Origin of the sequence: Streptomyces sp. ISL-98 (genome assembly GCF_018614055.1) — a bacterium.
Taxonomy (GTDB): Bacteria; Actinomycetota; Actinomycetes; order Streptomycetales; family Streptomycetaceae; genus Streptomyces; species Streptomyces spiramyceticus.
Genome location: NZ_JAGGPB010000056.1, coordinates 14,329 through 35,370, shown reverse-complemented (window position 1 = coordinate 35,370; position 21,042 = coordinate 14,329). Strand labels below are relative to the sequence as shown.

The following is a 21,042-nucleotide window of genomic DNA, read 5'->3' as shown; positions in this document are numbered from 1 at the left end:
GACTCCACATGGAGCAGAACAAGGTGTTCAGCACGATCGCCGAGCAGGGCCAGCTGGCGCACCTCTCCGCGACCCACTCGAACGCCCTCGTCGAGAACCCCTTCGACGACGCTGCCGCCGCCGACGCGGTCGACGCCGAGAAGTAAGTCCCATGGAGCGGGCCCGCCCAGTCACTGGGCGGGCCCGCCGCCTTTCGTACCTGTCCCCGCACACCAGGAGCCCCACCCGTGACCGTCAGCAGACTTCTCCCAGGCGTCGAGATCGTCACCGTGCCCGACCGCGGCCTCGCGGTCCGTACGCAGGACGGCGCGTTCCTGCGCATCGATACGGGTGAGGTGGCCGCCGAAGACCTGCTGGCCAGGTTCGGGGCGGACGGAGGCCGCCGAGAGGGAAGTCCCGCACTGGAACGGCTGGTTGAGGCGTTCGAGCAGGCGGGCTATGCGCGGTCGGACGGTGGCCGGCGACCGCTGGAGGGGCGGACGGTCTTCGTGCTCGGCGACGAGCCGCTCACCGGAGCCCTGGCGCGTCGGGCGGCCTCGGAAGGCGCCGACGTCCAGAGCGTCGACGCCGAGCAGGTGGCTGCCATGGCCGAGGGTGGTGCGGGCCTTGCAGATGACGCGGATGCGGGTGCGTCGGCGGCTGTCGTCTGGTGTCTCGACGCCCCCGTCCCCGTGGGACTTTGGGACTCCGCCGACCGGCTGCCCGGCATCGGTATCGGCTGGCTGCGCTGCCATCGCGAGGGCCTCCAGGCCTGGGTGGAACCCCTGGCCTCGCAGCCCGGCGACGTCACCTCCCGCGACGTACGGCTGCGGCGTCTCGCGGCGACCCCGGCACACCATGAACTCGCCGCCTACTGGGCCGGTTTGCGGACCCCGGAGGCGGATCGGGCGGGTACCGAAGCATCGGCCGCACTGATCGCCGAGCTGCTTACGGCCGACCTCGTCGCCTGGGCCGACGGCGACCGGAAACAGGACGGCAGGCTGCCCGTACGCCGCCGTCTCCGGCGCGTCGATCTGCGCGACCTGACTGTCACCGAGCACCCCGTCCTGCCCGTACCCCAAGTGGCCCCGCTGTCCTCGCCGGGCGGTCGGCGCGGTGCGGCCAAGTGAGCGCGCATCAGGGCGCGGACACTGCCCTTGAGGCTCCGGCGGTGGTCATGATGTCCGACGGCGTCCGGCTGGCTGCGGACCTCTGCCTGCCGTCCGGCAGAGGTCCGTTCCCGTCCGTCGTGATCCGTACGCCGTACGACCGGCGCCTGCACCGGGCGGAACTCCGCGCCTGGGCGTCGCACGGCTTCGCCGCCATGGCACAGGACGTACGCGGACGGCACGCCTCGGACGGCCAGTGGCGGCCCTACCAGCACGAAGAGGGGGACGGGGCGGCGACCGTGCGCTGGTTGCGCGGCCAACGGTGGTCCGACGGGCACGTCGTCGCGAGCGGGAGCTCGTACGCGGCGTACTGCGCGCTGTCGGCCGCGCTCGGCGCGTCGTCGGAAGAGCGGCCGGACGCCGTCATCGCCGCGGTGCCCGCCCTCGGGCTCGCCGAGACCGCGCGTGAGCCCGGCCGACCAGGTGAGACAGGTGAACCGGGCGGCCCGGAGCGGCTGTTCGCCCGTACCGGCTGGTGGGCGGCGCACGGAGACCGACGCGACTCCGACGAGACCGCGCTCGACGACGCCCTGGCCCGCGACCCCCGGCTCTTCGAGCATCTCCCGCTGGCCGGTCTCCCGCACAGGCTCGGGCGCGACCTGCCCTCCTGGCCGCACCTCTGGCGGGCGCAGCGCCGCAGCGACGTCGCCCTGCGCGGCGCGTCAGCCGACGTACCCCTGCTGGCCGTCGGCGGATCCCGCGACCCCTTCCGCGACGACACCGTCGAACTGTGGCAGCACTGGGGCGGCCCTGCCCGGCTCCTGATCGGCCCCTGGGGACACGCACTGACGGCGTCCCCCGGCCCTGAAGCACACCCGAAGCACCGGCTGAATCTGGGCGCGTTGTACGTCCGGTGGGCGCGGGCGGCTCTCGCGGGCCAGCTCTCCGGCGGGCGGCGCGGCGTCGCCGCACTCGGCGGCAGCCAGTGGTGGACCGCCATGGCGGACGACGTGGAGGAAACGGAGTACCCCTTCGGGACGTGCACCGGACTGCGCCTCGTACGCGGCGAGCAGTTCACCGCCGATCCGGAACAGCCGGTGCGCTCCGACGCGTTGACCGTACCGGCCACCGGCGAACCCGACCGGTGCCTGCTCGTCACCGCCCCGATTCCCCGCCCGCTGGACCTCCTCGGCCCTGCCCGCGTCCGGCTGACCGCCGCTGCGGACACGCCGTGCGCCGACTGGGTCGTACGCCTCGTCGCCCTCGATCCGCGCGGAACCGCGGACCCCGTCGCCCTCGGCGTCGTACGGCGCAAGGACGGCGGCAACGACCCCGCCCGCATCGAGGTCCCGCTCGGGCACGTCGCCCGACGGCTGCCCGCCGGAACGCGCCTGCGCCTCGAAGTCGCCGGACACCACTTCCCCGCGCACGCCCGCAATCCGCACACCGGCGAAGACCCCCTGACCGCCACCCGGCTGCTTCCCTCACGCCGGTCCCTCATCCTCGCGGGCAGTGCGCTGTCACTGCCCGTCGTCCCTGCCAGGCACCGTGTCCCGCGTGTCGATCCCGCACAGGAGATATGCAGTTGACCACCTCCACGACCACGTCCCCGGCCACCTCCACTGCCACGCCAACGACCGGCACCAGCGCGCCCGTCGGCGCCGCCCTGCCGCTCGACGAACTCGTCGATCCCGTCTGCGGGCTGATCCGCGGAGTGGAACCGGTCGAGCACCCGGCGGGCGCCCCGCCCCGCTACGTCGCCATGACGGCGGAGGTCGCCGACGCCCGCCGCCTGGGGGCCTGGCCCGCGGACCGTGTCTCGCTCGGCACGACGTTCGGCGACCCGCAGGGCGCCCGTATCGCCGCCATCGCGGAGGCCGTGGAGCGCTACTGCGGCAACCGGCTGCCCCCACCGGGACACCCCGAGGTGCCCCGGCGCGCGACGGCGTCCCAGCTCCTCGGCGAGGGAAAGAGGCTGTACGGGCCGGGCGACCTTCCCCGCTACGCGCCCTGGCAGTACGCGCGCGAGGCCTTCCCGTACGAGCCCTTCGGCGACGACACCCGCGCGCTGTGGGCGCGGGGCAGCGAGGGCGGGCAGGAATGCTGGGCGCCGGTCGCCCTCACGCATCTCAACTGGCGCCAGGGCGAGCTCCGTTCACTGCCCCGCACCCACCACCTGAACTACGCGGGCATCGCGACCGGACAGGGACTCGACGACGCCGTGGAGCGCGGCCTGCTGGAAATCGTCGAGCGCGACGCGCTGGAACTGTGGTGGCACCTCGACGGACCCACCCGGGGCATCGACCCGGCCAGTGTGCCCGGCTTGACAGCCGATCTCGAAGGCTGCGGCCTCGATGTGTGGATCGTCGAGATGCCGTCCGAATTCGCGCCCTGCATGGCCGCGCTGGCCTACGATCCGCAGCGCCGTATCTACGCCGCGGGCTTCGCCTGCCGCTACGACCCGGCGGAAGCGGCACGCAAGGCCGTCCTGGAGGCCGTGCACACCTGGGTGTTCACGCAGGGCGCGGTCGAGGCCGACGGCTGGGTCTTCCGCGCGATCGACGCGGGCATGCTCGCGCGCGGCCTGTACCTGGACCACCGGGCCGACCGGCGCTATCTGGACGACTGCGGCACGGACTTCGCGGCCGTACGGGACCTGGGCGCCCACGTCCAGGTGTGGCTCGACGACCGGGTCACCCCGCTGGCGACACGCTTCACCGAGCCCGCGGGCGGCCTCGTCGACATCGCCGACGTCATGCCCGGCAGCCGCGAGGTACTCGACCGCGGGCTCGCTGAGGGCGGGCACCGCGTGATGACCTTCGACCTGACGACCGAGGACGTCGCCGAGACCCCGCTGCGCGTGGCGCGAGTCCTCGTGTCCGGCCTCATACCCAACGCGCCCGCCGCCTTCGCCTACTTCGGCAACCCGCGATTCGCCGATGCGGCGCTGTCCCGGGGATGGCGGTCCGCGCCGCCGAGCCTGCCCGGGGACTTCACGCTCACGCCCCCGCCCCACATGTGAGGGGCGCCGACATGACCCCGGAGCGCTTCACCAACGGCACGGCGCACGCGGCCCTCGCGCGCGCACGGTCCCTCGCGGCGCCCGGCCCGGACACCGCGGCCGGGAGCGCGCCCGTGTGGCCCTCGCCGCCGCAGGCGATCACCGGCGAGATCGACGGTGTACTGCGGCACGCACTCGCCGCCGCCGACGGCGCCAACGGCCGCCTGCGACCGGTGCCTTCGGCGGGCGCGCTGCACCCCGTCGACGCCCACCTCCTGGTCGGCCGGGCGGGCCCGCTGCCGCCCGGCCGCTACGCCTACGACGCCCGCACCCACCGGGTCCACCATCGCGGCCCCGCCCCGGACGACCCGCCCGACGGCACCCTCGCCGTCCTCACCGTCACCGCCCGCCGCACGGTGTCGCACTACGGTCATCGCGCGCTGCCCCTGCTGCTCCTCGACGCCGGACACGCGGCCGCCGCGCTCGCCCTGGCGGGGGCGGCACAGGTGTGCCTGGACGCGGACGGCGCCCTCCTGTCGGCCGCGGCGGGGCTCCCGAACAGCCGCCGGTGGCAGGAGACCTGGCCCGGAACCGAGCCGCAGCATCCGCTCGCGGCAGTCACGGTCACTCCCACGGCGGAGGACCCGCAGCGGGCTCTCGAACGCTGGGCGTCCTGCGGTTCGGGAGCAGCGCCGCACGCTGTGCCGTCGGCCGGTAGGGGCGCTGCGGTGCTGGACGAGACCCGGCGTGCCCTGGACGACGTAACTCTGTCCGGGGGCGGACCGGGACAGTGGGCACCCGCAGCGCAGACCGTTCCGCGAAGCCTGGCGTTGTCCCGGCGCAGCGCACCGCCCCCGCTGCGCGGTGAGCCCGTGCGGGAAGACCTCGCCCGGGTGCTGGCCCGCGCGGCCGGGGCATGGCCGGGCGGGCCCCGGTGGTGTGTCGCCGTCGGCGGCGCACGGCCCGTACTGCTCGAACTCGCCCCCGGTACGGACGACATCCCCGTCCTCCGGCAGCTGGCTTCCGGCGACGCCCGGCCGGCGCTTGCCTCCTGGGCCGCCGGCCAGGGGTGGATCGCCGAAGCCGGAGCGGTACTGCTCGCTCACGGATGCCCGACGGGCGCCGATCCGGCGCGAATACGACGCGACCACCTGGCCGCCGGATACGGAGTGGGCCTGGCGCAGACCGCTGCCACCGGGCTCGGCCTGCGGTCGCGGCCGGTCGGCTCCTGGCAGCAGGCCGACCTCGGCGCCGCACTGGGCGGCGAACGCGGCCGGGACTGGATCCTCCACGGACTTGCCCTGGGCAGAGGCGACGAACGGTCCCGCGCCTTCCCGGAAGACAACCCCCAGACACCCGGCCGGGCAGAAAGCTCCGCCGGGCGACCCGCACCGTCATCCCGAGGTGAATTCCATTGATGCTGCATCCGGAGCTGACGCGCGCTGCCCGCACGGCGCGCGGCGCCCTCCTGGGAGCGACGGCGCTGCTCGGCGCGGTCGCTCTCACCCACCTCGCCCAGGCGGCGCTCCTCGCCGCCGCACTCGCCGGCATCGCGCGCGGCGACACCCGCCGACTGCCGTGGCTGCTCGGCGCGGTGCTCGCGGTCGTCGCCGCCCGCGCGGGGCTCGGCTGGTGGCAGCGGCGCGTGGCCGTCCGCGCCGGGTCCCGGGTGCGGATCGGGCTGCGGGACTCGCTGCTCGACCGGCTCGGGCAACTGGGGCCGGCCCATCTGGAGGGTGCCCGCGCCGGGGCCGTACGGGCCACGCTGATCGACGGCGTCGAGGGCGTGGACGCGTACGTGTCCCGCTACCTGCCGCAGCTGCTGATCACCTGCGCCGTGCCACCGCTGCTGCTCGTCGCCGTCGCCGCCGTGGAACCGTACGCGCTCCTCGCGCTCGCCCCCGCCCTCCTCCTGGCACTCCTCGCGCCCCGGTGGTGGGACAAACTCCTGGAGCGGCGTGGCCGCGAGCACTGGGACACCTACGAAGGCCTGGCCGCCGACTACCTCGAAGCCCTGCAGGGAATGCCCGCACTGCGCGCCGCCGGTGCGGTCGGGCGTACGCGTACACGCCTGGAGAAGCGTTCGTCCGCCCTCCACCGCGCGACCGTGGCCAAGCTGCGCGTCTCCCTCGTCGACACCGGCCTGACCGATCTTGCGATCCAGGGCGGGACCGTGGCCGCCGCGCTCGTGGCAGGTGCGTCGGCCGTGTCGGGACACACCGCTGCCACGGGGACGTATCTGCTGCTGATGCTGTCCTCGGAGTGCTTCCGTCCCGTACGTGACCTCTCCCGCGAATGGCATGCGGGCTATCTGGGCGTCTCGGCCGCCGACGGCATCGCCGCGCTGCGCACGGCCCGGGGCGGGGTCCCGGACGACGGCGAGGCGCAGGCCGACTGGCCCACCGCACCCGACATCCGCTTCGACGAGGTCACCTTCCAGTACCCGGACACGGACCGCCCTGCTCTGCAGAACATCAGCTTCACCGCCACCGGCGGGCGTACGACCGCGGTCGTAGGGCCCTCGGGCGCCGGCAAATCCACACTCCTCGGACTGCTGCTGCGCCACAGCGCCCCACAGAGCGGGCGGGTGCTCGTGAACGGGCGGGACGCGTCCTCCTTCACCCTCGCCTCCCTACGGCGCGGCATTGCCGTCGTCTCCCAGGAGACGTACCTCTTCCACGCGACCATCGCCGACAACCTCCGCCTCGCCCGCCCGGACGCCACCGACGACGAACTCCGCACGGCCGCCCGGTCGGCCGGAATCCATGACGAGATCGCCGGGATGCCGGACGGATACCGGACCGTGGTGGGAGAACGCGGAGCCACCCTGTCCGGCGGCCAGCGCCAGCGGCTGGCCCTCGCCAGGGCGCTGCTGGCCGACGCGGACGTACTGATCCTCGACGAGGCGACCAGCGCGGTGGACGAGCGCCGCGAATCACGCATCGGACAGGAACTGGCCACGGCCGCCCGTGGACGTACCTGCATCGTCGTCGCGCACCGCCTGGATTCCGTACGGGACGCCGACCGCATCGTCGTCCTCGACGGCGGCCGGGTGCAGGCCGTCGGCGATCACGCCACTCTCATGGCCGACGGGGGCCTCTACGCGTCGCTGGTCAAGGCCGGACGTACGGAACACGAAGAGACAGGACGGGCCGCATGACGTCCCTCAACACCGCCGAGCGCGGATCGCTGCGCGCACTGCTTCCCGCACTCGGCGCCCACCGGACCATGGTCGCGCGGACCTGCGCGGCCGCCATCGTCGACCAGGCCGCGCTGGTCGCCCTCGTGACGCTCGCCGCCCACACGGTCGGCGCCGCCGTCATCGAACGCGCGGCGCCCGCCACCGGCACGGTCGCGGCGCTCATCTGTCTCGTCCTCGTCAGGGCCTTGGCGACCTGGCGGGAAATGGACCTCTCGCACGACCTCGCGTACCGAGTCCTCGCCGAACTGCGCGTACGCGTCTTCGACGGCCTCGCACGCAGCGCGCCCGCGCGGATCGCCGGGCGGCGCAGCGGCGACCTGGCGGCCACCGCCATGGGGGACGTCGAGGCACTGGAATTCTTCTACGCCCACGCGATAGCGCAACTGCTCGCATCCGCTCTGGTCTTCGGGACGGGTACGGCCGCACTCGCCGTTGTCGAGCCGTGGATGCTGGCCGCGGTGCTCCCCGTCGCGGGACTGCTCGTACTCGCACCGCTCCTGGAGGGGCGGGGGAGGACGGCCAGAGGGGCCAGGACGCGTACGGCCGCTGCCGAACTGTCGGCCGAGGCGGTGCAGACCGTGGACGGGTTGCGCGAACTGCTCGCCTTCGGCGCCCTGGCGCGCAGGCGCTCCCGCCTCGCCTCGGCCGGGGAGGATCTGGCCGACGCGCAGCGCGCCGAACAGTCGTGGGAGGCGGCCGCGGCCGCCGTCCGCGATGTGCTGGTGGTCGGCGCCGTGGCCGGGGTGGTCGCGATCGCGGCGCACGCCGTTTCCGTCGGGCGGCTCGACGGCGCCTGGGCCCCGGCCGCCATGGCTCTGGCGCTCGGCACCCTCGCGCCGGCCGCCGACTCCGCGGCGGCGCTGGGGCAGGCGGGCGGACTGCGCTCGGCGGCAGCCCGCGTCGGCGCGGCGATCAAGGCGCCCCCGGGCGCCCCGGAACCCGCCGCGCCCCGGCCGGTGCCCGAAGGCCCGCTCGGGGTCCGGCTGCGCGACGTCCGCTTCGACTACGGCGGCGCCACGGTGCTCGACGGTGTCGAACTCACCGTCCGCGCGGGGGAGACCCTCGCGCTCGTCGGAGCCTCCGGGGCCGGCAAGTCCACCTGCGCCCACCTCCTCGCCCGCTTCTGGGACCCCGCGCACGGAGCCGTCGAGCTGCTGCCCGCAGACGGTTCGGGGCCGGTGGACCTGCGCGACGTGGCCGAGCTGGAACTGCGGCGTGCCGTGGCCGTCGTCGGCCAGGAGACCCCGCTGTTCCACGGCACCCTCGGCGAAAACCTCCGCCTCGGCGCACCCGCCGCGACGGACGCCGAAGTGCTGGCGGTGGCCCGCAGCTGCGGCATCGACCGCTTCGTCGAGAGCCTCGACATGCATGTCGGCGAACGCGGCACGACCCTGTCCGGCGGCCAGCGCGCCCGTATCTCGCTGGCGCGCGCCCTGCTGAGCGACCCCCGGGTACTGGTCCTCGACGAAACCACCGCGCACCTCGACACGGCCGGTGACGCGGAACTCGCGGCGGCTCTCCATTCGGCGTGCGCCACGCGTACGACGATCTGGGTCGCGCACCGGCCGGCGACGATCCGACGGGCCGACCGTATCGCCGTACTGGAATCCGGACGCATCGCACAGGAGGGGAGATGGGAAGAACTCGCGTACGAGGGAGGCGCCTTCAGCCGTGTGCTGGCGGCCTGACCGACGACTTCCGGCAACCGCCCGGGACCATGCTGTGAGCCTCTCGTCACGGGCGGTTGATCACTTTCGATTAGGACACGCTAAGCTCCCCTGTGGCACGGCGAGTTGACGCGACCGAACCATGTCCTCTCCTGCTGTGCAACACGCCTCTCGCGAGGGAGATCACGTATGTGGTCCGACGAGTGCCGCCATACCCTGGCACCAACCGCGCGACGAGTGCGTCCCCCTAGCTTCTTCCCCCCTGTTCGATCGCGTTGGTTTTGAGGATGCAGATGGAACTTGCCACTCCGCCACCGGCGGCCCGTGCCCCGGCCGCCTGGTACACCTGGTGGCTGCTGCCAATCGGTTTAGGCGTTGCCACGGCCGTCGCTGTGACCGCAGGGCCCGACCAGGCCCGAATATCCGCCGCCATTGCGGGAGTGGGGGCGACAGTGGCGACAGCCGCCTGTGTGCGGCTCCTGTTCCGCACTCAGCTTCGCCTGCGCCATGCCACCGTGGACTTCCACGCGAGGCAGGCACAGCACTCCCAGCAGTGGCAGCAGCACATGGCCTCCCTCGGGGAGCAGCGCGCCACCGAGAACGCCGCCCATGAAGCACGTCTGATCGACGAGGCCAGGGCGTGGCAGGGCCTGCTCGATCACCAGCGGGAGCTGGTCGCCCGGCTGGGCGACGAATTCCTGCCGGACGCGCTGCGGCGGCTGCGTGAAGGCGAAGCCATCGACGACGTCCTGTCGCCTCTCTCACAGGACCCGGACGCTTCACCGGAGTTCAAGCGTGAACTGCGCAAGGTCCTCAGGGCCGCGCTGATCGCCGTCGAGGAGGAGCTCAACCGCAGCACCTCCGCCGAGCAGGCCGTCATCAGCATCGGCAGCCGGATCCACGTCCTCACCAGCAAGCTCCGCGGCCGCCTGCACGAAATGCAGGGCGAACACGGACGCCTGCCGACGGTGGCCCGCGGCCTGATGGAACTGGACCAGGAGATCGGCCCCGCCGACTGTCTCGCGGCCAGCATCGGCGTACTGGGCGGCTCGGACCGGCCGGGACGGCAGTGGCAGGAGCCTCAGCGCCTGCTCAGCGTGGTCCGCGGCGGCGTCGGCCGTATCAAGGACTTCGACCGTGTGCAGCTGCGCCACCTCCCCGAACTGGGCGTGGACGGCGGTCTGGTCGACCACCTCACGCTGATCTTTGCCCACCTCCTGGACAACGCCACGCGGTACTCACCGCCCACCGAGCCCGTGGTCGTCTCCGGCAAGGAGGTGCCCAACGGTGTCGGCATCGAGATCCAGGACGCCGGCAAGGGGCTGAGCGAGGAGAAGAAGCGCCAGGCACTGGAAGCGCTGGAGGGCGTCGCCGCGGGTCCCGGCCTCGGCGGCCTCTCGGAGGACGCACACCTCGGCCTGCGCGTCGTGGGAACTCTCACCCGCAAGTACGGGATCAGGGTTACGTTCGCCGACTCGCCCTGGCTCGGTACCTCGGTGGTCGTGGTGGTTCCCCACAACTACTTCAGCCCGCTTCCGGCCGGCCTTGTGTCCGACAGCCCGTCCGTACCGGTCGCCGCGCAGGCGCCCGCGCCGAGCGTCGTACTCAGTCCCGCACCGGAACCGGCGGCCCCGGCAGGCGCCGTCGGGATCGACACCACGCCGGGCGGTCTGCCGAGGCGGCGCAGCAAGCGGGGGGAGACCCAGAAGACGGCCGACAGGACGCGCGGAGAAGCTCCGGCTGCCGCCGCGACGGCGGCTGTTCCGCCGGATTCGTCCTTCTCCGGCCTGGCCGCTTTCGCCACCACCGCCGGACGTGACGCCGCCGGACGTGACACTGACGAGTCCCGCACCGAAGAGAGCGACTAGCCTCATGACGCAGCACGAGACCGATGTGAGCTGGGCGCTCCGCGACCTGACCGAGAGCATCCAGGAGATCCGCTTCGCCCTGGTGGCGTCCAGCGACGGCAAGGCCATCACGTCGTACGGCGCCGACGACCCCGACGACGTCGACCGGTTCGCCGCCGTCGTCGCGGGACTGCAGGCGCTGGCGCAGCCCGTGGCCGCACAGTTCCCCAAGTACAGCGGTCAGTTGCGGCTTGCCATGATCGAAGTCGACGGCGGGCACCTCTTCGTCGTCCGCGCGGGGGTGGAGACGTACCTCGGCGTCCTGGCCAAGGAGGGCCTCGACCAAGGCCTGCTCGGACATCAGATGCGGGACCTGGCACGAAGGATGGGAGAGCTCCTCGGCACCACACCGCGCCTGGAGGAGCATGCTGAATGAGTGATCCCCAGCGGCCCACGGACCCGTCCGGACTCGAGCGCTACTACGTCCTGACCGGCGGCCGCAGCGCGCCGGGCGGGGCGGCGCTCGGCCTCGACGTGGCGACGCTCGTCGTGTCCCGCGCCGCTCCCGTCGCGGGCATGCAGCACGAGCACGAGGCGATACTCCGGTGGTGCCGCGATCCGCTGTCGGTGGCCGAGCTCGGCGCCCACCTCGGACTGCCCTTCAACATTCTCGCGGTGCTGGTAGCCGACCTGCTGGAAGCAGGCCAGGTGGAAGCTCGTGACCCCATCCCGGCTTCCTCCGGCCTCGGGCCGGACCTCGCGCTCCTTGAGGAGGTACTCAGTGGACTTGAAAGGCTTTGACCGCCCGGACTGGCCGCAGTCGTCCGGATCACTGCCTGCTGAAAGCCGCTCGGTCAAAGTGATGATTGCCGGCGGCTTCGGCACCGGCAAAACCACCATGGTCCGCTCGGTGAGCGACATCAAGCCGCTCACCACCGAGGAGACCCTGACCCAGGCCAGCATCGACGTCGACGACCTGGTCGGCGTGGCGGACAAGCAGAAGACCACGGTCAGCCTCGACTTCGGCCGGATCGGCCTCAGCGAGCAGCTCGTGCTCTATCTCTTCGGCACGCCTGGGCAGGAACGTTTCTGGTTCCTGTGGAACGGTCTGTTCAAGGGAGCGCTCGGCGCCGTCGTCCTTGTCGACACCCGGCGGCTGGATTCCAGCTTCCGGGCCATCGAGGAGATGGAGAGGCTCGACGTACCCTTCGTCATCGCCCTCAATGTCTTCCCGGACTCCAAGGACCATCCCATCGAAGAGATCCGGGACGCTCTGGACATCACCGACCACACCCCGATCGTCGCGTGCGACGCACGCGACCGGGGATCGAGCCGTGATGTGCTCATCGCGCTGATACGCCATCTCAAGGAACGTTCTGCCGCAGCTCTGGAGCCTCGATGAACAGCCCGTCTTTAAACGGTCCGCACAACGACGCCGCACAGGCGGCCTCGGGCGGATGCCCTGTGCGGTCCGCCGCGCCGGGCGGGCTCACCAGGCTGTACGGACCCGAGGCGTCGGCCGATCCGCACAACATCTACGCCCAGTTGCGCAAGCAGTTCGGCTCAGTCGCCCCGGTGCTGCTCGAAGGCGACGTACCGGCCTGGCTGGTGCTCGGGTACCGGGAGAACAAGCGGGTCCTGGACAATCCCCGCCAGTTCAGCCGTGATTCCCGGATCTGGCGCGACTGGGAGGAGGGCCGTATTGAGAGCACCTCGCCCCTGATCCCGATGCTCGGGTGGCGGCCCGACTGTGTCTCCCAGGACGGTGAGCCGCACCGGCGGCTGCGCGGTGCTGTCACCGACAATCTGCAGGCGCTGGCGGCCCGGGGCATCCGCCGTCACGTGACCCACTTCGCCAACAAGCAGATTGACGCGTTCGCGGATGCGGGGCGCGCCGACCTGGTGGCGCAGTACGCCGAGTACCTGCCCATGCTCGTACTCACGAGGCTCTTCGGGCTCGCGGAGGGCGAGGGGCGGCGGCTGGCCACCTCCTGTGCGCAGCTGATGAAGGGGGGCGAGGACGCTGTCGCCCACAATGAACGCATCATGCAGGTTCTCGGCGAACTTGCCGAGCGCAAGCGTGCGGAGCCCGGCTCCGATTTCACAAGTGGTCTGATCGAGCACCACGCCGGGCTGGACGAGGACGAGATCCTCAGCCATCTCCGCCTGGTGCTGATCACCGCGCACAACACGACCAGCAACCTCCTGGCGCGGGTCCTGCAGCTGATCCTCACGCACACCACACGCCTCGCCGGTCTGGTCAGCGGTCAGCTGAACGTCTCGGCGGTCGTGGAAGAGGTGATGTGGAACACCCCGCCGCTGGCGGTCCTTCCGGGCCGGTTCGCCACGGCCGACCTGGAACTCGGCGGTCAGCGGATCAAGGCGGGCGACCTGCTCGTTCTCGGCCTGACCGCGGGGAACCTCGACCCCGAGATCCGCCCTGATGCCGGTGTCTCCATCCACGGCAATCAGGCGCATCTCGCGTTCAGCAGCGGCCCGCACGAATGCCCGGGACAGGGGGTCGGCCAGGCCATCATCGAGACGGCCGTCGACGTTCTGCTGCACCGTCTGCCCGGACTGCGCCTCGCGACCCCGGCCGGGGAGCTCACGGCCACGGCCTCGACGTGGGAGATGCGGCTGGACCGTATTCCGGTCGAGTTCACGCCGCAGCCCGCCGCGGTCTGATCGTTTGCCCTTCTGCCGGCCGGCCCCCTTCATGACGTACGGGGCCGGCCGGCAGAGGCTGTATCAGACCGGAAGCAGGTCGTCCAAGGACCCGCGGCCCTGGAGTTCGGCGGTGGCCGCCGGGCCCTCCTTGGCCGCGGCGTACCGACCCGTGGTCAGCGCCCACTCGTAATTCCCGTTGATCCAGTGCTGGACGGCCTCGACGCCCATCCGCACCCGGTCGCGGTCGTCGGCCGAGAGCCCGAGCTCGTCGCACAGCTGGGGAACCTCTGATTCGAGCCGAAGATAGTCCCGCAGGCGCTCACTGGTCATCAGGAACGCCTCGTCGGTGGCCTCTTCCCACGAGTAACCGCGCTCGCGGTGCAGAACGGTGATCAGGTTGTGGCCGTCTCCTCGTCGCTTCTCGCGCTCGAAGGAGTGGATGTCGTTCATGAAACCGATGGTGTCCGCCGCGGCGTCCCGCAGGCCGATCATGACCGGGTGCGCCTGCGCCTGAGCGGGCACCTCGAACCGGCGGCTGCGCTCGCCCGCGTCGATGCTGTGGTGGATGCCGACCGTGCGGCGGCGGAAGGCCGTGTAGTCGTCGAGCCCCAGCACGGTGCCCCGGGCAGCCAGGTCGACCTCCTCGGAGTGCGCCGCGAGGAAGCGCCCCCAGGAGGCGGCGAAACGGGTGCGCCAGGTCAGGGACATGCCGTCGGCGAGCTGCTCCCAGACCTCCGCCCAGGCCACGGTGATCGGGCAGATGACGCGGGGACGCGTTCCGGTGGGCCGCAGGGGAGTCACGATGAGCTCCCTGGCGACCTCGGCTATTCGGTCGGCGCCGTCGGGACTGCCGGAATCGAACTGGTCGTCGAACAGGAAGGCGAGGGAGAACCAGTTCATCAGGACGACCATGTCGTCGGCCGAGGCGTGCGGATAGGTGCGTATCGCGGCCTGCGGCAGGTCCCAGGATTGATATTCCTCGTAACCGGCCTGGCTCCTGACGAGCCCCATGTCCCGGACCCACCGCAGATGTTGCTCTCTCGCGTACTCCAGGTGCTGGCTGACCGGGGTCCTGAAGGGGAGGTCGAACCGGACGTCCTGTGGCACAGGGGTGCTCCTTGAGGCGGGCACGCAGGGCCCTGCGTGCGAGCGGGTGGTTTGCGCCATCTGCATGATTTGTCATGCACATTGGCTCGAATTGCGCTACGAGGCTGCCCCGGGCGTAAACGATCTATGCGGCGGGAGGGGTCTGAGTGACAGGTGTGAGCGAAATCGGTGATGTCAGTGGTCGATGCGACGCTTGGCGCATGACTCACAAGCCATGGAATCTTGCCGACATCGAACGTGCCGTACGCAGCAGTTGGTCCGCCGACACCTGCACGCCCGCGCACCGGCCCCACTGGAACACGGACAACCCGGCGCGCGACCAGTGCGGTGTCACCGCGATGGTCCTCAACGACCTGCTGGGCGGCGAACTGATCCGCGGCGAAGTCCACGTCGACGGAGAACGGGTGGACTACCACTGGTGGAACCGCCTGGGGATGGGGATCGAGATCGACCTCACCCGGGAGCAGTTCGGCCCCGAGGAGATCGTCGTCGGCGGTGACGTCATAGTCAGGCCGCCGCAATTCGTCCGGCTCCGTGAGGAGTATGAACTCCTGCGCGACCGGGTGCTGGAGGCGCTTGGTCCGCAGACGTGAGTGTCTACGTGGGCAATGCGGGCAAGGACGCACTGCTGGACCGGGGCTGGCTGCTCGGCCATTTCAAGGATGCGGGGGATCCTCGCCACAGCGATGCCGTAGAGATCAAATGGGGCACCCACCCGCGTGGCGATGAGCGGAAGCAGTGGGTGAGAGGTGAAGCGCGGACGGCTCTTCTCGTCCTCATCAGCGGTCGCTTCCGCGTGGAACTGCCGGACCGCAGCGTTCTCCTGGCGGAGCAGGGTGACTACGTCGTGTGGGGCCACGGAGTGGACCACTCGTGGGTTGCGGAGGAAGAGTCGGTGGTGCTGACCGTTCGGTGGCCCTCCGTGGCCGGGTACGCAGTGCCGCAGGCGGACCGCGTAACGCCCTAGTCGGGCAGCGGATGGATGTCCCCCGTGAGGGAGGACAGCGGCTGTGCGGTGCCGCCGCGGCGGCGCTGGATGATCTCCGCGGCGATCGACACCGCCGTCTCCTCCGGAGTGCGCGAGCCGAGGTCGAGGCCGATGGGGGAGGCGAGCCGGCGCAGTCCGGCCTCGTCGACCCCCGCCGCCCGCAGCCGGACGGTGCGGTCGGCGTGGGTGCGGCGGCTGCCCATGACGCCGATGTAGCCGGCGGGCGTACGCAGCGCCGTGACGAGGAGGGGGATGTCGAACTTGGGGTCGTGGGTCAGTACGCAGATGGCTGTGCGCGCATCGGTCTCAGTGCTCGCGAGGTAGTCGCTCGGCCAGGCGCAGACCACCTCGTGGGCGGTGGGGAAGCGCTCCGGGGTGGCGAACACCGGCCGGGCGTCGCAGACGGTCACCCGGTAGCCGAGGAAGGAACCCATGCGGGCGGTGGCGGCGGCGTAGTCGATCGCGCCGAACACCAGCATGCGCGGCGGCGGGGCGTAGCTCTGGACGAAGACGGCCACGTCGTCCATCCGGCGCTGCCCCTGCGCCCCGTAGTGGTGCAGCCCGGTGCTGCCCTGGGACAGCAGATCGCGCGAATCGCCGGTGACGGCGAGGTCGAGGCTCGGGTCGCCCAGGGTGCCCTCGGCCGCATCGCGGCGTACGGCGATCCTGGCCCCGGGATCCCGTCCGGACGCCGTGCTGGAGATGATCGTGGCCACAGCCATGGGCTCGCCGCGCTCGACCACGTCAAGAATGCGCATCAGCTCCGCCCGGTCCTCCTCGCCGGAGAAGGCCTGCACGAAGACGCCGAGCGTGCCGCCGCAGGTCAGGCCGACGCTGAACGCCTCTTCGTCGCTGATGCCGTACGTGTGCAGCTGGGGCGGCCCGGAGGCGAGTACGTCGGTCGCCGCCTCGTACACCGCGCCTTCCACGCAGCCGCCGGAGACACTGCCCGCCACCTGGCCGCCGACGGCCACCGCCATGGCCGCCCCGGGACCGCGCGGCGCGCTGCCGCGCACGGAGACGACGGTGGCCACGGCGAAGTCGGTACCGGATCGGTGCCACTGGCGCAGCTCGGACAGCAGATCGTGCATCGTACGAGCCCTTCCCTGTGGGGCTGATGTCGTGTGGTGCTCCCATGCTGCCGCGTCACGGGGGTTGCGGCCTCTCAGGGCTCGCAGTGAGGAGTGCGCGCGTCTACGGCCCAGACGCCGGCCTGATTGGCGGGCTCAATATGAGCCCGTCCGGCGTCCGCTTCCGCTGCCTCGTCATGCCGACACCGACGAGCACGACGATCATCCCTGCGACCACCCGGACACTGAGCTCCTCGCCGAGCACAATCGCCCCCATGCGCCACGGACACCACCGGCAACAGATATCCCACGGTGGCCGCATTGGTCGCACCCTCCTCCGCGATGATCCTGTACGTGAGGTAGAAGGTGATCCCGGTCGCGAAGACGCCCAGGACGACGACAGCGATCAGGGCGCTCGCGTCCAGCTCTACCCGTAGGAGGCCGCCCGCCGGCAACGTCAGCGCGGTCAGCCCGGTCGCGGCGATCAGCTGGGCCGCCGCGAGGGAGACGGTGGGCGTGCCCTTCCAGACGAGGGCGCGCCCCATGTAGGTGAACGCGACGGCATAGCTCGCCGCCGCCCCGAGGATCGCGAGCGCGCCCCAGCCCACGAGTCCGGTCTGCTGCCACGGGGCGAAGATCAGCACCGTCCCGCCGAAACCGAGAAGGAGCCCGCCCACGCGGACCGCATGGAGTCCGCGCTCGGTGCCGATCGCGAGGCCGATCAGCAGGGACCACAGCGGAGTTGTCGCGTTCAGCACGCCCGCAAGCCCCGAATCGACGGTCTGCTGACCGATGCTGAACAGGGCGAACGGCAGGGCGTTGCAGAAGAACGCAGCCACGAAGACGTGACCCCAGGTGGCCCGGTCGCGAGGGAGCCGCTCGCGAGCGGCGCAACACAGGACGGTCAGGACAAGCGCGCCCAAGCCGCAGCGGATGAGCGTGACCTGAACGGGAGTCAGGCCTTCCAGGGCCAGCTCGATCCACAGGAACGTCGATCCCCACAACAGGGCCAGCACGCCCACACGTACACCACTGATCACTTCGCATCTCCCCGTCCGGCTGTCCGTTCATGAACGGTGCCCGACACAACACGACAGGACAAGCAAAAAGTGCTGCACCAACCGTTAAGCTGTCCTACATGCTCGATGTGAGAAGAATGCAGGTCCTGCGCGCGGTGGTCACCAGTGGCTCGGTGACCGCGGCAGCGGCCAACCTGGGATACACGCCGTCCGCCGTCAGTCAGCAGGTGGCGGCCCTGGAGAAGCAGGCGGGGATCGCACTGCTCGAACGGGTCGGCCGGGGCGTACAGCCGACTGCGGCGGGCCGCCTGCTGACCGAACACGCGGCCCTGATCAGCAAGAACGTCGCGGAGGCGGAGACCGCCCTGGCCGACCTGAAGGCCGGCCGTACGGGACGGCTGGAGATCCGGTACTTCGCCACCGCGGGCGCCTCCCTCGTGGCGCCCGCGCTGGTCCGGCTCCGCCGCGAGCACCCCGGTGTGCGGGTCGATCTCAAGCTGAGCGATCCCGGGGACCCGCTGCCGGACGTGGAGCACGCCCGGGCCGACCTGGCCCTTGTGGTCCGGCCGCGCGAGCAGCACCGGGAAGGTGTCCGGCTGGTACACCTCCTCGACGACGCGTACCGAGCCGTACTGCCTGCGGGGCACCGGCTCGCCTCGAAGCGGGTGCTCGACCTGACCGACCTCGCCGACGAGCCCTGGGTCGGCAGCGAGCCGCCGGGGCCCTGCCTGGAGCCCGTGCTCGACGCGTGCGCCGCAGCGGGTTTCAGCCCGGACTTCGTGGTGGAGAGCGAGGACTACGCCACGGCGCAGGGGTTCGTCGCAGCGGGCCTCGGCGTCGGTCTGATGCCGCGCATGGGGCTGAGGAATCGCCACCCGGACGTCGTCGTACGCAAGGTCAGCCGCCCGGAGCCGGTCAGGGCGATCTATGCGGCGGTACGGGAAATCTCGCTGGCCCAGCCCGCCGTACTCGGCCTGCTGGAAGCGCTCAGGGAGGCGGCGGCGGAGTAGGGCAAAACGCACGCGGGAAATCCGAGGTGCGCATCTCAGTCTTATTTGAGACACTGATGTCTCAAGCGAGACCGTAGTGTGCCGGAACAAGCCGAACAGGACCCTCAATGCACCCCGCCCCCGCCCAGCTCGACCCCCGACGCTGGGCCGTCCTCACGATCCTCTCGGGCAGCCTGCTGCTGATCGCGATGGACACCACGATCCTCAACGTCGCGTTCCCCTCCCTCGTCGCCGACCTCCAGCCCAGCTCCGTCCAGCAGCTGTGGATCATCGACGTGTACGCCCTCGCGCTGTCCGGCGTGCTGGTCACCGCCGGTGCGCTCGGCGACCGCTGGGGCCGCAAGCGTCTGCTGATCATCGGCTTCGCCGTCTTCGCGCTCGCCTCGCTGATCGCCGTCTTCGCCACCGCCCCCTGGCAGGTCATCGCCGCCCGCGCGCTGCTCGGAGTCGGTGGCGCGGCCATCATGCCGTCGACCCTCTCGATCCTTCGGCACGTCTTCACCGACGCCCGTGAACGCGCCTTCGCGTACGCCGTCTGGGCCGCCGTCTTCGGCGGCGGCATGGCGCTAGGCCCGGTGGTCGGCGGTCTGCTCGTCGAGAAGAACGGCTGGCAGTCCGCGTTCCTGCTCAATGTTCCGGTCGCGCTCGCCGTGATCGCGTTCGGCCTGTGGCTGCTGCCCGAATCCCGTCAGCCCAGGCCCGGGCGCTGGGACTGGTGGGGCGTCGGACAGTCCGTCGTCGGCATGCTCGCCCTCGCGGGCGGCATCAAGCAGCTCGGCAAGGGCGGACCGGCGGACCCGGTCGCCTGGGTGCTGCTCGGCGTGGCCGTGGTCGCGCTGACGGTGTTCGTACGTCGCCAACTCCAGCTGGAGCAGCCGCTGTTGCAGGTACGGCTGTTCGCGAACCGGTCCTTCAGTATCGCAGCGGCCGCGATCTTCCTCGGGATGATCGCGCTCGGTTCGGCGCTGTTCCTGATCACCCAGTGGTTCCAGTACGGAGAGGGCTACACCCCGCTCCAGGCCGGCATCAGGCTGCTCCCCGCGCCGCTGGGGCTGGTCGTCACCTCACTGGTCACACCCGCCCTGATGCACCGGCTCCCGATCCGGCACGTCCTGGGCGCCGGACTGCTGATGATGACCGCGGGCCTCGCGCTTCCCTGGCTGTTCCAGCAGTCCGGCGCCCTCGGTTACCCGTCCGTCGCCTTCGCACTGGCTGTCCTGGGCTGCGGCGTAGGCATCGCGACCACGGTCGCCTCGGTCACCCTCATGGCCTCGGCCCCGGCGTGCGACGTCAGTGGCGCCGCCGCGATTGAGGAGACTTGCTACGAACTGGGCGCGGCCATGGGCGTCGCCATCCTCGGCAGCATCGCCTCGGCCCTGTACCGGGCAAACCTGCCCGAACTCGGCCTGAGCGGTGCGGCGTCGGAGTCTGTACGCGACTCCGTCGGCGAGGCCGCGCACGTGGCCGGACTGACCGGCGGCCCGGCGGGAGCCGCGCTGCTCGAAAAGGTCTCCACGGCCTTCACCGCGGGCATGACCCCGACGTTCCTGCTCGCCGCGGTGCTGCCGCTGGCCGCGGCGGCGCTCGCCTGGGCGAAGATCCCCAAGGGCCTGCGCCCGACCGAGGACGCCCACTGACGGTCTCTCCCGTCAGGCGTCAGGCGTCAGGCGTCGGGCGCCAGAGGCCAGACGTCAGGGGCCAGACGCCGGACGTCAGACTTCACACGTCAGACGCGTGGAATCAGCAGGGCCGCCGCCGACCTGGCCGATGCCAGGGCCCGGCGGCGGTCGCTGCCGCGCTGGGCGAGCACTACGCGGGTGCTCAAACCGTCGAGCAGCGCCAGGAGTTCACCGGCGCGCTCCGGTACGTCCATCGCCGCGAACCTGGACTGCGCGACCCCCTTGGTGAGCAGCGCCTCCAGGTCCTCCTGCCAGCCCCGGTCCATCTCCTCCTGGGCCTGGCGCAGCTCCTCGTTGGCGGGCGTACGCGCCCAGAGCTCGATCCACAGCATCCAGCGCGGGTCGCGCGGTCCCCGTGGCAGGTACAGCTCCAGGAACTGATCGAGCTTGCGCTCCGCCGTCGTCCTGCGGCTCAGCAGCGTGCGGCGTTCCTTCGTGAGGTCGGCCTCGCTCCAGCGCAGCGCCTCGAGGAGCAGCCGGTCCTTGCTGCCGAAGTAGTACAGGATGTGGCCGCCGCTGGTCTCCAGCCGCTCGGCCAGGGCCGACATGGTGAGCGCCGCGAGCCCCTGCTCGGCGATGACCGCCATGGCTTCCTCGAGCATCCGCTCCTGTGCGAAGTGCCCGTCGCGCCGTCGCGCCGCTCCTGCCACTCGTTCCGCCTCCGCCGTGCCGTTCCCGATGGAACACGACCTTATCC

Annotated in this window: 19 protein-coding genes and 1 pseudogene; 16 read left to right on the top strand and 4 right to left on the bottom strand. The window is 71.6% G+C overall.

Features of this window, described 5'->3' with window-relative positions; genetic code table 11:
- The first annotated feature begins 8 nt into the window (after positions 1–8).
- From amiA to J7I98_RS31795, 12 genes are all read left to right on the top strand, one after another.
- Entirely contained in the window at positions 9–146 is a 138-nt protein-coding gene (gene amiA, locus J7I98_RS31850) for a streptamidine family RiPP (RefSeq protein WP_214928526.1), read from the top strand.
- An 81-nt stretch (positions 147–227) separates the two neighbouring features.
- Complete coding sequence (locus tag J7I98_RS31845; protein ID WP_214928525.1) at positions 228–1,109, top strand: hypothetical protein; 882 nt, start codon at positions 228–230, stop codon at positions 1,107–1,109.
- A 47-nt stretch (positions 1,110–1,156) separates the two neighbouring features.
- A complete protein-coding gene (locus tag J7I98_RS31840; RefSeq protein ID WP_214928568.1) occupies positions 1,157–2,677 on the top strand; it encodes a CocE/NonD family hydrolase in 1,521 nt (506 codons plus the stop codon).
- A 77-nt stretch (positions 2,678–2,754) separates the two neighbouring features.
- Complete coding sequence (locus J7I98_RS31835) at positions 2,755–4,110, top strand: YcaO-like family protein (protein WP_251021519.1); 1,356 nt, start codon at positions 2,755–2,757, stop codon at positions 4,108–4,110.
- An 11-nt stretch (positions 4,111–4,121) separates the two neighbouring features.
- Positions 4,122–5,507 (top strand): nitroreductase, encoded by a 1,386-nt coding sequence (locus J7I98_RS31830; RefSeq protein ID WP_214928523.1) that lies wholly within the window; start codon positions 4,122–4,124, stop codon positions 5,505–5,507.
- Positions 5,504–7,249 (top strand): ABC transporter ATP-binding protein/permease, encoded by a 1,746-nt coding sequence (locus J7I98_RS31825; RefSeq protein WP_214928522.1) that lies wholly within the window; start codon positions 5,504–5,506, stop codon positions 7,247–7,249. The genes J7I98_RS31830 and J7I98_RS31825 overlap by 4 nt, the downstream gene beginning before the upstream one ends.
- On the top strand, positions 7,246–8,979 hold the full coding sequence (locus J7I98_RS31820) for an ABC transporter ATP-binding protein (RefSeq protein WP_214928521.1): 1,734 nt from the start codon (positions 7,246–7,248) through the stop codon (positions 8,977–8,979). Before J7I98_RS31825 ends, J7I98_RS31820 begins: the two co-directional genes overlap by 4 nt.
- Before the next feature lie 272 nt (positions 8,980–9,251).
- Entirely contained in the window at positions 9,252–10,826 is a 1,575-nt protein-coding gene (locus tag J7I98_RS31815) for a sensor histidine kinase KdpD (RefSeq protein WP_214928520.1), read from the top strand.
- A gap of 4 nt (positions 10,827–10,830) precedes the next feature.
- Entirely contained in the window at positions 10,831–11,241 is a 411-nt protein-coding gene (locus J7I98_RS31810; RefSeq protein ID WP_214928519.1) for a roadblock/LC7 domain-containing protein, read from the top strand.
- Positions 11,238–11,606: a DUF742 domain-containing protein gene (locus J7I98_RS31805; protein ID WP_214928518.1), complete on the top strand. Its 369-nt coding sequence runs from the start codon at positions 11,238–11,240 to the stop codon at positions 11,604–11,606. Before J7I98_RS31810 ends, J7I98_RS31805 begins: the two co-directional genes overlap by 4 nt.
- Positions 11,587–12,207 carry an ATP/GTP-binding protein gene (locus J7I98_RS31800; protein WP_214928517.1) on the top strand — a complete coding sequence of 207 codons (621 nt, stop codon included), beginning with the start codon at positions 11,587–11,589 and terminating at the stop codon, positions 12,205–12,207. Before J7I98_RS31805 ends, J7I98_RS31800 begins: the two co-directional genes overlap by 20 nt.
- Positions 12,204–13,490: a cytochrome P450 gene (locus J7I98_RS31795; RefSeq protein WP_251021509.1), complete on the top strand. Its 1,287-nt coding sequence runs from the start codon at positions 12,204–12,206 to the stop codon at positions 13,488–13,490. The genes J7I98_RS31800 and J7I98_RS31795 overlap by 4 nt, the downstream gene beginning before the upstream one ends.
- A gap of 63 nt (positions 13,491–13,553) precedes the next feature.
- Here the strand turns inward: J7I98_RS31795 and J7I98_RS31790 are convergent, their stop codons facing one another.
- Positions 13,554–14,579, bottom strand: a complete 1,026-nt coding sequence (locus J7I98_RS31790; RefSeq protein ID WP_214928516.1) for a 7-epi-alpha-eudesmol synthase — start codon at positions 14,577–14,579, stop codon at positions 13,554–13,556.
- A gap of 200 nt (positions 14,580–14,779) precedes the next feature.
- On the opposite strand from J7I98_RS31790, the gene J7I98_RS31785 reads away from it, so the two are divergent.
- Both J7I98_RS31785 and J7I98_RS31780 read left to right on the top strand, forming a co-directional pair.
- Positions 14,780–15,172 carry a hypothetical protein gene (locus J7I98_RS31785; protein WP_214928515.1) on the top strand — a complete coding sequence of 131 codons (393 nt, stop codon included), beginning with the start codon at positions 14,780–14,782 and terminating at the stop codon, positions 15,170–15,172.
- Positions 15,169–15,546: a signal peptidase I gene (locus tag J7I98_RS31780; RefSeq protein ID WP_214928514.1), complete on the top strand. Its 378-nt coding sequence runs from the start codon at positions 15,169–15,171 to the stop codon at positions 15,544–15,546. Before J7I98_RS31785 ends, J7I98_RS31780 begins: the two co-directional genes overlap by 4 nt.
- On the opposite strand, the gene J7I98_RS31775 is transcribed toward J7I98_RS31780, so the two are convergent.
- Positions 15,543–16,658 (bottom strand): XdhC family protein, encoded by a 1,116-nt coding sequence (locus tag J7I98_RS31775; RefSeq protein ID WP_214928513.1) that lies wholly within the window; start codon positions 16,656–16,658, stop codon positions 15,543–15,545. The genes J7I98_RS31780 and J7I98_RS31775 overlap by 4 nt on opposite strands.
- Positions 16,659–16,761: 103 nt before the next feature.
- Positions 16,762–17,659, bottom strand: a pseudogene (locus J7I98_RS31770) (DMT family transporter).
- Positions 17,660–17,775: 116 nt separating this feature from the next.
- Between J7I98_RS31770 and J7I98_RS31765 the strand changes: the two are divergent.
- Together J7I98_RS31765 and J7I98_RS31760 are read left to right on the top strand one after the other, a co-directional pair.
- The gene (locus J7I98_RS31765; RefSeq protein WP_214928512.1) at positions 17,776–18,666 is read left to right on the top strand and encodes a LysR family transcriptional regulator; all 891 of its coding nucleotides are present in this window, start codon (positions 17,776–17,778) and stop codon (positions 18,664–18,666) included.
- A gap of 107 nt (positions 18,667–18,773) precedes the next feature.
- The gene (locus tag J7I98_RS31760; protein WP_214928511.1) at positions 18,774–20,303 is read left to right on the top strand and encodes an MFS transporter; all 1,530 of its coding nucleotides are present in this window, start codon (positions 18,774–18,776) and stop codon (positions 20,301–20,303) included.
- Between the two features lie 89 nt (positions 20,304–20,392).
- Here the strand turns inward: J7I98_RS31760 and J7I98_RS31755 are convergent, their stop codons facing one another.
- Positions 20,393–20,995: a TetR/AcrR family transcriptional regulator gene (locus J7I98_RS31755; protein ID WP_214928510.1), complete on the bottom strand. Its 603-nt coding sequence runs from the start codon at positions 20,993–20,995 to the stop codon at positions 20,393–20,395.
- Positions 20,996–21,042 lie beyond the last annotated feature (47 nt).

Coding starts and splice junctions, on each gene's coding strand:
- amiA (WP_214928526.1), top strand. CDS start 9: ATGGAGCAGAACAAGGTGTTCAGCACGATCGCCGAGCAGGGCCAGCTG.
- J7I98_RS31840 (WP_214928568.1), top strand. CDS start 1,157: ATGATGTCCGACGGCGTCCGGCTGGCTGCGGACCTCTGCCTGCCGTCC.
- J7I98_RS31830 (WP_214928523.1), top strand. CDS start 4,122: ATGACCCCGGAGCGCTTCACCAACGGCACGGCGCACGCGGCCCTCGCG.
- J7I98_RS31820 (WP_214928521.1), top strand. CDS start 7,246: ATGACGTCCCTCAACACCGCCGAGCGCGGATCGCTGCGCGCACTGCTT.
- J7I98_RS31815 (WP_214928520.1), top strand. CDS start 9,252: ATGGAACTTGCCACTCCGCCACCGGCGGCCCGTGCCCCGGCCGCCTGG.
- J7I98_RS31810 (WP_214928519.1), top strand. CDS start 10,831: ATGACGCAGCACGAGACCGATGTGAGCTGGGCGCTCCGCGACCTGACC.
- J7I98_RS31805 (WP_214928518.1), top strand. CDS start 11,238: ATGAGTGATCCCCAGCGGCCCACGGACCCGTCCGGACTCGAGCGCTAC.
- J7I98_RS31795 (WP_251021509.1), top strand. CDS start 12,204: ATGAACAGCCCGTCTTTAAACGGTCCGCACAACGACGCCGCACAGGCG.
- J7I98_RS31785 (WP_214928515.1), top strand. CDS start 14,780: ATGACTCACAAGCCATGGAATCTTGCCGACATCGAACGTGCCGTACGC.
- J7I98_RS31775 (WP_214928513.1), bottom strand. CDS start 16,658: ATGCACGATCTGCTGTCCGAGCTGCGCCAGTGGCACCGATCCGGTACC.
- J7I98_RS31765 (WP_214928512.1), top strand. CDS start 17,776: ATGCTCGATGTGAGAAGAATGCAGGTCCTGCGCGCGGTGGTCACCAGT.
- J7I98_RS31760 (WP_214928511.1), top strand. CDS start 18,774: ATGCACCCCGCCCCCGCCCAGCTCGACCCCCGACGCTGGGCCGTCCTC.